This is a genomic window from Streptomyces sp. NBC_00328, assembly GCF_036139655.1.
Taxonomy (GTDB): Bacteria; Actinomycetota; Actinomycetes; order Streptomycetales; family Streptomycetaceae; genus Streptomyces.
In genome coordinates this window covers 1,157,753-1,170,671 of the sequence record NZ_CP108013.1, presented here as the reverse complement: position 1 = coordinate 1,170,671, position 12,919 = coordinate 1,157,753, and the positions used below count along the sequence as shown (strand labels likewise).

The 12,919-nt window shown below is 71.0% G+C and carries 14 protein-coding genes; 6 read left to right on the top strand and 8 right to left on the bottom strand.

Translation table 11 applies throughout. The annotated features are described in order from the left end of the window. Positions 1-64 precede the first annotated feature (64 nt). Positions 65-232: a hypothetical protein gene (locus OG485_RS05015; RefSeq protein ID WP_328664793.1), complete on the bottom strand. Its 168-nt coding sequence runs from the start codon at positions 230-232 to the stop codon at positions 65-67. A 749-nt stretch (positions 233-981) separates the two neighbouring features. On the opposite strand from OG485_RS05015, the gene ssuE reads away from it, so the two are divergent. After that, entirely contained in the window at positions 982-1,536 is a 555-nt protein-coding gene (ssuE, locus tag OG485_RS05010; protein WP_328664792.1) for an NADPH-dependent FMN reductase, read from the top strand. Positions 1,537-1,690: 154 nt separating this feature from the next. Next, a complete protein-coding gene (locus tag OG485_RS05005; protein WP_328664791.1) occupies positions 1,691-2,833 on the top strand; it encodes an LLM class flavin-dependent oxidoreductase in 1,143 nt (380 codons plus the stop codon). On the opposite strand, the gene OG485_RS05000 is transcribed toward OG485_RS05005, so the two are convergent. Continuing rightward, positions 2,823-3,896 (bottom strand): acyl-CoA dehydrogenase family protein, encoded by a 1,074-nt coding sequence (locus OG485_RS05000; RefSeq protein WP_328664790.1) that lies wholly within the window; start codon positions 3,894-3,896, stop codon positions 2,823-2,825. The genes OG485_RS05005 and OG485_RS05000 overlap by 11 nt on opposite strands. Before the next feature lie 100 nt (positions 3,897-3,996). Here OG485_RS05000 and OG485_RS04995 point away from each other — a divergent pair, with 100 nt between their 5' ends. Then, a complete protein-coding gene (locus OG485_RS04995) occupies positions 3,997-4,353 on the top strand; it encodes a YciI family protein (protein WP_326789662.1) in 357 nt (118 codons plus the stop codon). Beyond that, positions 4,350-5,549 carry an RNA polymerase sigma factor gene (locus OG485_RS04990; RefSeq protein WP_328664789.1) on the top strand — a complete coding sequence of 400 codons (1,200 nt, stop codon included), beginning with the start codon at positions 4,350-4,352 and terminating at the stop codon, positions 5,547-5,549. Before OG485_RS04995 ends, OG485_RS04990 begins: the two co-directional genes overlap by 4 nt. Before the next feature lie 63 nt (positions 5,550-5,612). Here the strand turns inward: OG485_RS04990 and urtE are convergent, their stop codons facing one another. The 6 genes from urtE to OG485_RS04960 all read right to left on the bottom strand — a co-directional run bounded on the left by urtE (position 5,613) and on the right by OG485_RS04960 (position 11,791). Next, entirely contained in the window at positions 5,613-6,305 is a 693-nt protein-coding gene (gene urtE / locus OG485_RS04985) for an urea ABC transporter ATP-binding subunit UrtE (RefSeq protein ID WP_328664788.1), read from the bottom strand. Next, positions 6,305-7,108, bottom strand: a complete 804-nt coding sequence (urtD, locus tag OG485_RS04980) for an urea ABC transporter ATP-binding protein UrtD (protein ID WP_328664787.1) — start codon at positions 7,106-7,108, stop codon at positions 6,305-6,307. The genes urtE and urtD overlap by 1 nt, the downstream gene beginning before the upstream one ends. Then, positions 7,105-8,220 (bottom strand): urea ABC transporter permease subunit UrtC, encoded by a 1,116-nt coding sequence (gene urtC / locus OG485_RS04975; protein ID WP_328664786.1) that lies wholly within the window; start codon positions 8,218-8,220, stop codon positions 7,105-7,107. The genes urtD and urtC overlap by 4 nt, the downstream gene beginning before the upstream one ends. Beyond that, complete coding sequence (gene urtB / locus OG485_RS04970; RefSeq protein WP_328664785.1) at positions 8,217-9,113, bottom strand: urea ABC transporter permease subunit UrtB; 897 nt, start codon at positions 9,111-9,113, stop codon at positions 8,217-8,219. The genes urtC and urtB overlap by 4 nt, the downstream gene beginning before the upstream one ends. 61 nt (positions 9,114-9,174) lie before the next feature. Further along, entirely contained in the window at positions 9,175-10,380 is a 1,206-nt protein-coding gene (gene urtA / locus OG485_RS04965; protein WP_328664784.1) for an urea ABC transporter substrate-binding protein, read from the bottom strand. A gap of 298 nt (positions 10,381-10,678) precedes the next feature. Beyond that, positions 10,679-11,791, bottom strand: coding sequence for a substrate-binding domain-containing protein (locus OG485_RS04960; protein WP_328664783.1), 1,113 nt, complete (start codon positions 11,789-11,791; stop codon positions 10,679-10,681). Positions 11,792-11,869: 78 nt separating this feature from the next. Here OG485_RS04960 and OG485_RS04955 point away from each other — a divergent pair, with 78 nt between their 5' ends. Together OG485_RS04955 and OG485_RS04950 are read left to right on the top strand one after the other, a co-directional pair. Then, positions 11,870-12,316 (top strand): MarR family winged helix-turn-helix transcriptional regulator, encoded by a 447-nt coding sequence (locus OG485_RS04955; protein ID WP_328664782.1) that lies wholly within the window; start codon positions 11,870-11,872, stop codon positions 12,314-12,316. A gap of 88 nt (positions 12,317-12,404) precedes the next feature. After that, on the top strand, positions 12,405-12,776 hold the full coding sequence (locus OG485_RS04950) for a hypothetical protein (protein WP_328664781.1): 372 nt from the start codon (positions 12,405-12,407) through the stop codon (positions 12,774-12,776). Positions 12,777-12,919: the final 143 nt, after the last annotated feature.

Sequence of the window (12,919 nt, the reverse complement as noted above, 5' to 3'; positions counted from 1 at the left end):
CGGGCCGTTCGTGCGTGCGGACCGTCCGCTGTATTCCGCGGCGGTCCGCGCGCCGCGGTCCGGCTCAGTCCTCGTCGCCGGCCGGAACGACCACGAGGAAGGCGTCCGAGGTCAGGTCCATCACGACCGTCGCCTGCAGCCCCTCGGTACGGCGCCGGGCCGCGTACTCCTCCGCGGTCCAGGATCCACGCGGAGCCCCGGCGGGAAATCGTTCCAGCACCTTTGTGCCCATGGCGGCAGACACCTCCAGCTCTGACGGCGGACCCGGAGCGACGAGTCCCGTGGAATGCGCTTGCCCGGGTTTCCCCGGGACATGTCCCGGTCCGGGATGCGAGACCGAACCGCCGTTCCTTGACTGCCCGTACGCGGAGCTGCGACGATCGCGACCATGAAGATGCGACTGGACCTCACGCGGCGACGCCACGTCGACCTCGCGCGTGTCTGCAGTTCCTTCTGTCGCCGCGAAGCCTGACGATCCCCGACTGCGGGTCTCCTTCGCGCGGGTCCTGCGCCCACGGTGACTTCTCCTCACCGTGATCGGTGTGTTCCCTCGCTTCTCCGCGATACATCGGCGCCCGAACTCCGGCTGACTCAGGCCGAGTTCCCGAACCTCGACGCGTCCCGAACAGCCGCCGGCCCGGAGTGCCGCGCCGCGGTCCGTACGGTGCGCCGAGGTCCGACTGCCGTACATGGAGCGGGAGTCCGTCGGGACTCAGGTGTCTCTCCAGCGTGCCGCGCGAGTGCAGTGCGAGCCTGATCCGTCTCCGTTCGCCCTCCGTCCGCCCGGCAGCCCGCCGTCCAGGAACGCCGGTCACGTCCGTCCGTTCACCCCGGTATCCCGCCCACCCGAAGTCCCGGTCACGCCTTCCGGTCACCCCGGCAGCCCGTGACCAGGCACCCGGGTCACGGAACTCACCCGCGAGCCCGCTCGCGGTACTGACCCGAACCCGTTCACCGGAACCCGTTCACGAAAGAGGACTCATGGCCACCGTCCTGTCCGTCTCCGGCAGCCCCTCGGTCTCCTCCCGCACGGCCAAGCTCCTGCGCCACCTCGACGCCCGGCTCGCCGGGCAGGGGCACGAGGTGATCCCCCTCGACGTCCGTACGATCCCCGCCGAGGCGTTGCTCGGCGCGGACTTCCAGCACCCCGCCATAGTGGAGGCGACCGAACTGTTCGCCCGTGCCGACGGAGTGGTCATCGGCACCCCCGTCTACAAGGCCGCCTACTCCGGCGTCCTGAAGGCGCTGCTCGATCTGCTCCCGCAGTACGCCCTGGCCGGGAAGACCGTGCTGCCGCTGGTGACGGGAGGCAGTACCGCTCACGTGCTCGCCCTGGACTACGCGCTCCGTCCGGTCCTCAACTCCATGGGGGCGGCCCATATCGTCCAGGGCTGGTTCACCCTCGACAAGGACATCATCACGGGCCAGGACGGGAGCGTCACCGTGGCTCCGGGCAGCGCCGAGGCCCTGGCCCAGGTGGTGGACCAGTTCTCCGCCGCTCTGGGCCGTACACCCCTGCTCGCCGCCACGGGCTGACACCGATGACCGTCGAAGCGATCGCCGACGACGCGGAGGCGCCGCGACGGGGCGAACGCTGCCTGCCGGGGCACTGAAGCCGCAGCAGGCACGGCACCGGCCACAGCCGACGGCCCCCTCGCCCACCAGGTCCCCACGATCGGAGAACGCCGCCGTGTCCCTCACCTTCCACTGGTTCCTGCCCACCAACGGCGACAGCCGCGATGTCGTCGGCGGAGGACACGGCACGCCCGCCACCGTGTCCTCACGGGACCGGCCACCGACGGTCGCCTATCTGAGCCAGATCGCCCGTGCCGCGGAGGACCTGGGATTCGCCGGCGCCCTCACCCCGACGGGCGCCTGGTGCGAGGACGCGTGGCTGACGACCGCGATGGTCAGTCAGCACACGGAGCGGCTGAAGTTCCTCGTCGCCTTCCGGCCCGGCTTCGTGTCGCCCACCCTCGCCGCGCAGATGGCCTCCACCTTCCAGCGCCGGACCGGCGGACGGCTGCTCCTCAACGTGGTGACCGGCGGCGAGAGCCACGAGCAGCGGGCCTACGGCGACTTCCTCGACAAGGACGCCCGCTACCGCCGTACAGGCGAATTCCTGCGGATCGTCCGGGACCTGTGGGACGGCAAGACCGTCGACCTGGCCGGCGAGTACCTGCGGGTCGAGGACGCCCGGCTCGCCCGGGTCCCCGACCCGGTCCCCGAGGTCTACTTCGGCGGCTCCTCGCCGATCGCCGGCGAGGTCGCCGCCCGCCACGCGGACGTCTACCTCACCTGGGGCGAACCACCCGCCCAGGTCGCCGAGAAGATCGCCTGGATCCGCGGGCTGGCGGCGAAGGAGGGGCGGACCCTCCGGTTCGGCATCCGGCTCCATGTCATCACCCGCGACAGCTCCGAGCAGGCCTGGGCCGAGGCACACCGGCTCCTCGACGGCTTCGACCCGGCGACCGTACGGTCCGTGCAGGAGGGACTCGCCCGCAGCGAGTCGCAGGGCCAGCAGCGGATGCTCGCGCTGCACGGCGGCGGCCGGGACGGACTGGAGATCCACCCCAATCTGTGGGCCGGCATCGGCCTGGTGCGCGGCGGAGCGGGCACCGCGCTGGTCGGCAGCCACGAGGAGGTCGCCGACCGGATCGGGGAGTACCACGCTCTCGGCATCGACGAGTTCGTGCTCTCCGGCTACCCGCACCTGGAGGAGGCCTACTGGTTCGGCGAGGGCGTCCTGCCCCGGCTCGCCGCGCGGGGCCTGTGGCGGCACCCGTTCGCGGCCCCGCCGGCACCGGTCGCCCAGGTGCCCTTCACCGGCTGAGCGGACCGGGCCCGCCGAGGGAACCCAGCGACCCCAGGTGCGCCGCGCGCACCTGGGCCGTCTGCCCCTGCACCAGCAGGAACATCCCCTCGCGCGCGAGCCGTTGGGCCGGGCTGCGCAGGTCCATCGCCCGACCGCCGCCGGCCACGACCGCCGCCGTGGTGGCCGCCCGCATCACGTCGTACGCCCGGGTCTTGCACTCCAGCCGCTCCTCGATCCGCGCGGTCGGCACCGGGTGGTCGGCGAGTTCGTACGCCTGCCGTCTGACCTCGTCGAGACGCGCCCGCAGTGCGTCCGCCGTCCCCTTCGCCGAGGGATCGTCCTCCAGCAGGCCGATCGCCGCCGCCGTGACCCCGAAGACGGCCGGCGAGGCATTGGTGTTCTTGGGGCGGTCCGTGACCGCCCAGGACTCGTACGGGGTGCGCAGCGCCACCGCGTCGTCGGGCAGCCACAGCCCGTCCAGCTCCAGCGAGACGGTCCGGGACGCAGTGAGCGCGGCGAGCCGCATCGGCGGGGACGGGCGCAGCCCCGGCTGCTCGCGCGCCCGCGTGAACGCGAACAGCGCCTCGTCGTCCGCCGTCACCCCGGCCAGCAGCATGACGTCGTTCAGCCCCCAGCCGGTGTACCAGGGGACCGTCCCGTCGAAGCGCCACCCGCCGCGCTCGCGCGTGACCCGTACCGGGACGCGCGGGTACGCGCGCAACTGGGCGTACGCGACACCCGACAGCAGCTCTCCGCGCGCGAGCGGGCCAAGAAGCCGGTCGCGCACCGGAAGGCCGCTCCTCGCCAGGGTCGCCACCGGCGTGTGGTGCTGGGTCTGCACGAACCAGGTCGAGCAGCACGCCCCGGCCAGGATCTCCGCGGTCGCGCGTACCACCGCGGCGGGCGCCGCCGACCCGCCGGCCTCGACCGGCGCGGCGATCCCGAGCAGCCCCGAGCGCTTGACGGCCTCGACGCTGCTCGCGGGCATGCCGTCCCGGTCCACGTCCTCGGCCAGGGGCGCCAGGACCCCGGCCGCCAGTTCCCGGGCCGCGGCGACGAGCGGATGCGGTGGGACGGTCATCGAAGGAATCTCCCGCTGTCGTCGTGGCGTGTGTCGATCCGGCGCCCTCTCGTTCGTGTAGTCACAAAGACGCCGAGTGGGACCACCGAGGAGGAACATCATGAAGTACTACCTGCTGAGCGTGATGCAGCCGCAGGGCGAGCCCCCCGCGCCCGAGGTCCTGGAAGAGATCATGCACAACCTGGACGTGTTCAACACCGAACTGCGCGAGGCCGGCGCCTGGGTGTTCGCCGGCGGACTGCACGGGCCGGAGACGGCCACCGTGCTGCGCGCCCGGGACGGTGACGTCCTGGTCACCGACGGGCCGTACGCGGAGAGCAAGGAGTATCTGGGCGGGATCTGTCTGATCAAGGCGCCCGATCTCGACGCGGCGCTCGCCTGGGGGCGCAAGGCGACCCTGGCGACGACGCTCCCGATCGAGGTGCGGCCGTTCACCCACGAGTCCGAGGACCGATGACTGTCGGAGCCGGTGACATCGAGGCCGTCTTCCGCGCCGAGTACGGCCGGGCGGTCGCCGTCCTGATCCGCTTCCTGGGCGACATCGACCTCGCCGAGGAAGCGGTCCAGGACGCGTTCACCACGGCCGTGGCGAAGTGGCCGGGGACCGGGATCCCGCCGAGCCCGGCCGGCTGGATCATCACGACCGCCCGTAACCGCGCCGTCGACCAGCTGCGCCGCGAGTCCACCCGCGCGGCCCGGCACGCCGAGGCGGCCCGGCTGCACGACCCGGACGACCCCGTGGAGGAGGGCCCCGTGCGCGACGAACGGCTCCGTCTGATCTTCACCTGCTGCCACCCCGCGCTCGCGCCCCAGGCCCAGGTCGCCCTGACGCTGCGGCTCCTCGGCGGCCTGAGCACCGCGCAGATCGCGCGTGCCTTCCTCGTCCCCGAACCCGCCATGGCCCAGCGGATCGTCCGCGCCAAGGCCAAGATCCGCGACGCGGGCATCCCCTACCGCGTGCCGCGCGACGCGGACCTGCCGGATCGCGTCAGGGGTGTACTGGCCGTCGTCTACCTCGTCTTCAACGAGGGGTACGGGGGCCGCGAGGACCTCTGTGCCGAGGCCCTGCGCCTCGGACGTCTCCTCGTCGAGCTCATGCCCGACGAGCCCGAGGCGCTCGGCCTGCTCGCGCTGATGCTGCTCGTCGAGGCCCGCCGGCCGGCCCGCGCGACGGCCGGCGGTGACCTGGTGCTCCTCGCCGAACAGGACCGCACCCGCTGGGACCGGGACCTGATCACCGAGGGCCAGGCGCTCGTACGCCGCTGTCTGCGCCGCGACCGGCCGGGGCCCTACCAGATCCAGGCCGCGGTCAACGCGGTCCACAGCGAAGCCCCGACCGCCGCCGCCACGGACTGGGGGCAGATCCTCCAGCTGTACGACCAGCTCATGCGGCTCGCCCCCAGCCCGGTCGTGGCCCTCAACCGCGCCGTCGCCGTGGCCGAGACCGAGGGGCCCGAGCCCGCTCTGGCGCTCGTGGAGGAGCTCGACCTGGAGGGATACCACGCCTACCACGCCGTACGGGCGGAGCTGCTGCGCCGTCTCGGTCGCGACGCCGAGGCGCTGCGGGCGTACGAAGCGGCCATCACGCTGACCGGGAGCGCGCCGGAACGCGCCCACCTCGAACGGACCCGGGCATCCCTCGCGGAGAGCTGACGGCCGAGGCCGCGCGCCCCGTCCCGGCCGATCGTCAGCGTGCCCGGCGGACTCCACCCGGGGTCACACGCTGAGCGCCTCCCGCACCACCCGCTCGGCGTCCCGGCCTCCCTCGCCCGACGACGTGACCCGGCCCGCCTCCAGGACGTAGTAGCGCTGCGCGGCCCGCATCGCGAAGCCGACATGCTGCTCGACCAGGAGCACCGACAGACCGCCCCGGGCGGCCAGGGCGAGGACCGTCTCCTCGATCTCGGCGACCACCGAGGGCTGGATGCCCTCGGTCGGCTCGTCCAGCAGGAGAACCCGAGGCTCCGTCACCAGGGCCCGCGCGATGGACAGTTGCTGGCGCTGACCCCCGGAGAGCAGCCCCGCGCGGCGGCCCGACAGGGCCCGCAGCGCCGGGAACAGGTCCAGTGCCTCGGCGATCGCCTCCCTGCCGCGGCGTCGCCCGTCCGCGACCAGCTGGAGATTCTCGGCGGTCGTGAGGTGCGGGAAGGCCTGCTGGCCCTGCGGGACGTACGCCATGCCGCGCGCCACCCGCTCATGGGGCCTCAGCCGGGTGATGTCCTCGCCGTCCAGGCGGACCGAGCCGCTCCGCGGGCCGAGCAGTCCGACGGCGGCCCGCAGCAGGGTGCTCTTGCCCGCGCCGTTGTGCCCGAGCACCGCCGCCACCCCGTCCCCCGGCACCTCGACGGAGACACCGTGCAGGACGAGACTGCGGTGGTACCCGACGTGGACGGTGTCGATCTCCAGCATCACGCCTCCTGAGCGGCCGTCGGTCCGGGCACGGTCGCCGTGGTGTCCTCGGCGGCCGCGTGCCCGAGATACACCTGCTGCACCTTCGGGTCGGCCTGCACCTCGGCCACCGTCCCCTCGCTGAGCACCCGGCCCGCGTGCAGCACACTGACGCTGCGCGCGAAGGACCGCATGAAGTCCATGTCGTGCTCGATCACGACGACGGTCCGCTCCCGGCTGATGCGCTCCAACAGCTCGCCGGTGGCCTGCCGTTCGTCCTGGCTCATGCCCGCGACCGGCTCGTCGAGCAGCAGCAGCCGGACGTCCTGCACGAGCAGCATGCCGATCTCCAGCCACTGCTTCTGGCCGTGCGCGAGCGTCCCGGCCGGGCTGTCGGCGCGGCCTGCCAGGCCCACCGTCTCCAGGGCGCGCGCCACGGACCCGGGCACCCCCTTGCGGCGGCGCAGCATCGTCAGCGCGCCCCGCCCGGCGCCCGCCGCGATGTCCAGGTTCTGAAGGACCGTCAACTCCTCGAAGACGGCGGCCGTCTGGAAGGTGCGGCCGATCCCCGAGCGGGCGATGCGGTGCACGCTGCGGCCGAGGATGTCGGCACCCCCGAAGCGCACCGATCCCGTCGCCCGCACCAGTCCGGTGACCGCGTCGACCAGCGTCGTCTTGCCCGCGCCGTTCGGTCCGATCAGGAAGCGAAGATCCCCCGGCCGCACATCGAGGTCCACCCCGTCGACGGCGGTGAAGCCGTCGAAGGTCACCCGCAGACCCCGGATCTCGAGCCCCGCGGGCGCACTGTCCGTAAACTCCGTCATGCCGTGTCTCCAGCGAGTCCTCGGTGCGCCCGGCGCCGCTTCACGATCGCGGCCAGCGAGGCGAGACCGCCCGGCAGGAACGCCAGGGCGACGATGAACAACAGCCCCTGGAAGTAGGTCCAGGCCGCGGGGAACGCCTCGGACAGGGCCGTCCTGGCCCAGGCGACACCGATCGCGCCCAGTACCGCGCCCGTCAGGCTCGCCCGGCCGCCGACCGCGGCGCCGATGACGAGCTCGATGGACGGCACGATGCCGACCAGCGCGGGAGAGATGATGCCGACGGCGGGCACGAACAACGCACCCGCCAGTCCCGCCATGCCCGCCGCGACGACGTACGCCACGAGCTTGACGTTCGCGGGGTCGTAGCCGAGGAACCGCACCCGTTCCTCGGAATCCCGCACGGCGACGAGAAGTTCGCCGTAGCGGCTGTGCATGAGCTGACGGGCGAGCGCGATCAGCAGGAGCAGCACCGCGGCGATGACGAAGTACACCATCCGCTGGTTGACCGGGTCGTTCAGGTCGTAGCCGAAGAAGCCCTGGATGTCGGTCAGTCCGTTGGTGCCGCCCGTCGTGGCCTGCTGGCCGACCAGCCAGATCGCGAAGGCCGCGGCGAGCGCCTGGCTGAGAATCGCGAAGTAGGCGCCCTTGACCCGGCGCCGGAAGATGAAGGAACCGAGGATCGCGGCGACGGCCATGGGCAGCAGGAAGGTCGCGGCGATCGCGAACACCGGATTCGCGAACGGCCGCCACCACCAGGGGAGTTCGGTGGCGGTCCCGTACAGCTGCATGAAGTCGGGCAGGTTGCCGGGGCCGGCGTCCGCGATCTTCAGGTGCATGGCCATGGCATAGCCGCCCAGTCCGAAGAACACCCCTTGGCCGAGTGTCAGCAGGCCGCCGCGCCCCCATGCCAGACAGATGCCGACCGCGACCATGGCCGTGCACAGATACTTGGCGAGCAGCCCGAGCCGGAAGTCGGACAACGCGAGCGGGGCGACGGCGAAGAGCACCAGGGCGGCGGCAACGAATCCGGCCGCGGGCCGAGCCGCCGTGAACCGGCGCCGGCCGCCCGGCAGTTGTCCCGCCTCCGGGGCGAGGGGAGTGGTGGTGGTCATACCAGGCTCCTCGTGCGCAGCGTGTACAGGCCCTGCGGCCGCCACTGGAGGAACGCGACGATGGCCACGAGGACCAGCACCTTCGCGACACTGACGGTGGTCGAGTACTCCAGGACCGACTGCAGCGCGCCCAGCACGAAGGCCACGATCACGCTGCCCTTGAGCTGCCCGATGCCGCCGACCACGATCACCAGGAAGGCGTCGATGATGACATTGGTGCCCATCGTCGGCCCGATCGGGCCGACCAGGGTCAGCGCGACCCCGGCGACCCCGGCGAGCCCGGAGCCGATGAAGAAGGCGGTGCGGTCCACACGCCCGGTGGAGATGCCGGACACCTCCGCCAGGTCCCGGTTCTGCACCACCGCGCGGATCCGCCGCCCGAGCGGGGTCAGCCGCAGGGTCAGGGACAGGGCCACGACCGCGGCGACCGCCAGCCCGAGGATGAACAGCCGGCTGTTGGCGAAGGTGAGCGGATCGTCGCCGCCGATGACCGTGATGTGCCCGGTGAGGACATCGGGTGCGCGGGTCTGCACATTCGGCGCGCCGAAAATGTCACGGGCGAGTTGCTGAAGCATCAGCGAGACACCCCAGGTGACAAGAAGGGTGTCGAGGGGACGGAGGTAAAGGCGGCGGATCAGCAGCCATTCCAGCAGCGCGCCGAGCGTCCCCGACACAAGAAATGCGACGGGCAGGGCGACGATCAGTGAAATTCCTGCGCCGGAAATGGACTTCTGCAGTACGTACGTGGTGTAGGCGCCGGCCATGATGAACTCGCCGTGGGCCATGTTGATGACATTCATCTGGCCGAAGGTGAGCGAGAGGCCGAGCGCGATGAGGAGCAGGACGGCACCGATGCTGACGCCGGTGAACAGCTGCCCGAGGATCACGGTCATACGGCGGCTCCGGGGAGTCGGGACGCGGGGCCTGTGCGCACAGGCCCCGCGCGACGGGTGGTCAGGAGAGGCCGGAGGCCCAGTCGTAACCCTTCAGGTAGGGGTCCGGCTTGATCGGCTTGCCGGAGTCCCAGACCTGCTGGATCAGCCCGTCGGAGCCGATCCTGCCGATGCGGGCGGTCTTGTAGATGTGCTGGGTCGCGCCGTCCACGGTGACCTTGCCCTCCGGCGCGTCGAAGGTGATGCCGTCGGACGCGGCCTTGACCTTCTCGGGGTCGAAGGACTTCGCCTTCTCGACCATCGCCTTCCACAGGTAGACCGAGGTGTACGCGGCCTCCATCGGGTCACTGGTCGGCTTGTCCTGGCCGTACTTGGCCTTGTAGGCCTTCACGAACTTGGTGTTCGCGGCCCCCGGGGTGGTCTGGTAGTAGTTCCAGGCAGTCAACTGGCCCGCCAGGTACTGCGCGCCGATCGACTTGACCTCCTCCTCGGCGATCGACACCGAGACCACCGGCATGCTCTTGGCGGTGAGTCCGGCGGACTTGTACTCCTTGAAGAAGGCCACGTTCGAGTCGCCGTTGAGGGTGTTGAAGACCGCGTCCGCCTTCGAGGCCTTCACCTTGTTGGCGATCGTGCTGAACTCGGTGGAGCCGAGCGGCGCGTAGTCCTCGCCGAGCACCGTCATGCCGTTGGCCTTCGCGTACGCCTTGATCTCCTTGTTGGCGGTGCGCGGGAAGACGTAGTCGCTGCCGACCAGGTAGATCCGCTTCCTGCCCTGGGACTTGAGATAGTCGAGCCCGGGGACGATCTGCTGGTTGGTGGTGGCGCCGGTGTAGAAGATGTAGGGGGACTGCTCAAGTCCCTCGTACTGCACGGGGTAGAAGAGCAGCGACTTGTTCTTCTCGAAGACAGGCTTGACGGCCTTGCGGCTGGCGGAGGTCCAGCAGCCGAAGGTGGCCGCGACCCGGTCCTCCCTGATCAGCTTGCTCGCCTTCTCGGCGAACGTCGGCCAGTCGGAGGCTCCGTCCTCGCTGATCGGCTCGATCTTCTTGCCGAGCACTCCGCCCGAGGCGTTGATCTCGCCGATGGCCAGTTTCAGGGAGTCGCGTACGGTCACCTCGCTGATCGCCATCGTGCCCGACAGCGAGTTGAGCAGGCCCACCTTGACGGTGTCGCCGCTCACGTCCGCCTTCGCGGCCTTGTCGGACGTACCGCCCGCGTCGGTCTTGGCGCCGCACGCGGAGAGTGCGACGACGGTCGCGAGCACGGCGGCACCGGCTGCGATCCGGCGTCGGAGAATTCGGGAACCGCTGGACAATAGAACCCCCTCGGGCTGTGGAGGAGACAACCTCCTGAAGTGCGGTCCACAGCCTCAAGTCGCCCTGTTTCCAAGGTGTTTCGCGGTACTTTCCCGGCCGTATCTTCCCGCTCTCATGATGCGTTCGGGGGCGCTCGGGAGGGCAACAAAAAATGCCCGGGGCGGAATTCGGCATCCGAATTCATGACACGCCCGAGGCATTCTGATTACTTCCCGCGGGAAGTATCTTGGCGCCGACGAGCCGGTGTCAAGGGCCGGGTTCGTGAAGGTCGAGCTCGGCGACCACGTCGAAGTCCAGCCCCTCGGCCCGTGCCAGGTAGATGCGTTGGCGCACATGGCCGCCGCGCAGATGGAGCAGCCCCCGGGGCCCCTCGTAGGACACGGTCTCGGCCGCCGCCCCGATAGCCGACACATCGAGGGTCCCGGCCCGGCCGATGAGCGCGGCGAGCAACAGCACGCCCTCGTAACAGGATTCGCCGAAGCTGCCGAGCGCCGGCGCCTCGATCCCGAATCGCCCTGCGTACAGTCCGTGGAAGTCCAGGGTGTCCTGGCCGGCGAGGGAAGCGAAGAACCCGGCCGTGCTGTAGAGATCCACCGTGGCCGAAGGGCCGCTGGCCATGAGCATGTTCTCGTCCATCAGGGTGCTCAGCCGGAGGCACCGGGTGTCGAGGCCGGCAGCGGCGAACGCCCGGTTGAAGCGCACCGCGTCACTGCCGACCAGCAGCATGATGACGCCGTCCGCCTCCGTGCGCTCGATCCGGCGCAGCACCGCACCGAAGTCATGGGTGCCCAGCGGCAGATACACCTCTCCCTGGATGCTGCCGCCGGACTCGCGCGCGTACACGTGAGCGGCTCGGGCCGTACGGCGCGGCCACACATAGTCGTTGCCCACCACGAACCAGCGGCGCAGCCCGCGCTCGTGCGCCAGCAGGCCCATGGCCGGGCGTAGTTGGTCACGGGGTGTCTCGCTCGTGAGGAACACCCCGGCGGTGTTCTCGCCGCCTTCGTACAGGGCGGTGTAGACGTAGGGAACCCGATGCGCGATTCTCGGGGCGAGGGCCTGGCGCACCGAGGAGATGTGCCAGCCCGTGACCCCCTGCACGGCCCCCAGGTCCACCAACGCCTCGACATGGTCCGCGACTTCGCGTGGTGTGCCACCCCCGTCGACGGGCAGCAGCCGCAGCTCCTTGCCGAGCACCCCGCCCGCGCGGTTGACCTCCTCCGCCGCCAGTTGCGCGCACAGTTCGCAGGTGGGCCCGAAGATGCCCGCCGATCCCTGCAGGGGAAGGACGAGGGCCACGCCGAACACGGAGTCGTCTGCCGTGAACCAGTCGGGCACGGGTGAATCGGGCCGGAACATGGCGTCATGATTCCGGGCCGACGCGGTGAACTCCAATCCGTCTCGTACCATGTACACCCCCCGGGAGCGAGGAGCAGGATGCCGACCCCATCGCCGCGTCAGCCCCAGGATCTGATGCAGCTGCTGACGCGGGCGGAGCGCCTGGCAGCACGGCGGCTCCAGTCCGTGCTGGACGAGGACGGCTGCTCCCTCGACGCCTGGCGGGTCCTCGCGCTGCTCTCCGACGGTACGGGCCATCCCATGACCGCGATCGCCGAGGCGGTCTTCCTCCCGCCGGCCACGCTCACCAGACTCGTCGACCACCTCGTGGACCAGAACCTCCTCTACCGCCGCGTCGACCCGCACGACCGGCGCCGCATCCTCGCCCACCTCACCCCGCGCGGCCGGACGTACTGGCGGCGCCTGGACCGCGAGGTCCGCGCACGCTGGCCGGTGCTGAACGAGGGGGACGACGACGTGCTGCGCTCGCTGCTGGAACGACTGGCGGACACGCTCGGCGCGGCGGGCGAGCGGTCCACGTTCTGAAGCCAGATGCCAGAAGGTCCTTTACCCGGGACCCGCGTCATCCGTCGACAACCGCCCGAGGCGGAGCGGCGCGGGGCAAGATGGCCTCATGACAAAGCTGTCCGTACGGTCGGTCCCTGGTACGTCCTCTGGTTCGGTGCTGTCGTTGTGGTCACAGGACTCCGTGCTGTCGATCGGCTCCGTGGGATCGGTGCTGTCCGTGGGGTCCGTCGGTTCGGCCTTGTCGGTCGGCTCGATCGGCAGCGCCCTGTCGGTCGGCTCGATCGGTTCCGCCCTGTCACTGATCTCGACCGGTTCGTGGCTGAGTACAGGATCGGTGTTCTCCGCGCAGTCGCGGTGGTCGGTACTGTCCTGGCGTTCCTCCCGCGGTTTCCTGGCCGCGGGAGCGGTAGGGGCGGCGACCGGAGGCGCCCTGCTGGTGGCCCGGATGCTGCACGGGGCCGGAACCGGCACGGATTAGTCGAACCGCGCGCTCGGTCGGCGCGTCTTCGTTTTCCGGATTCAACGAGCTCGACAGCTTCATCGCCTCCGCGCTGCCGTGCGCCCCGTCCACGCGGGCGAGGTCGTACGGCACGGACGCCCCGCACATTGCCCCTGGCCCGC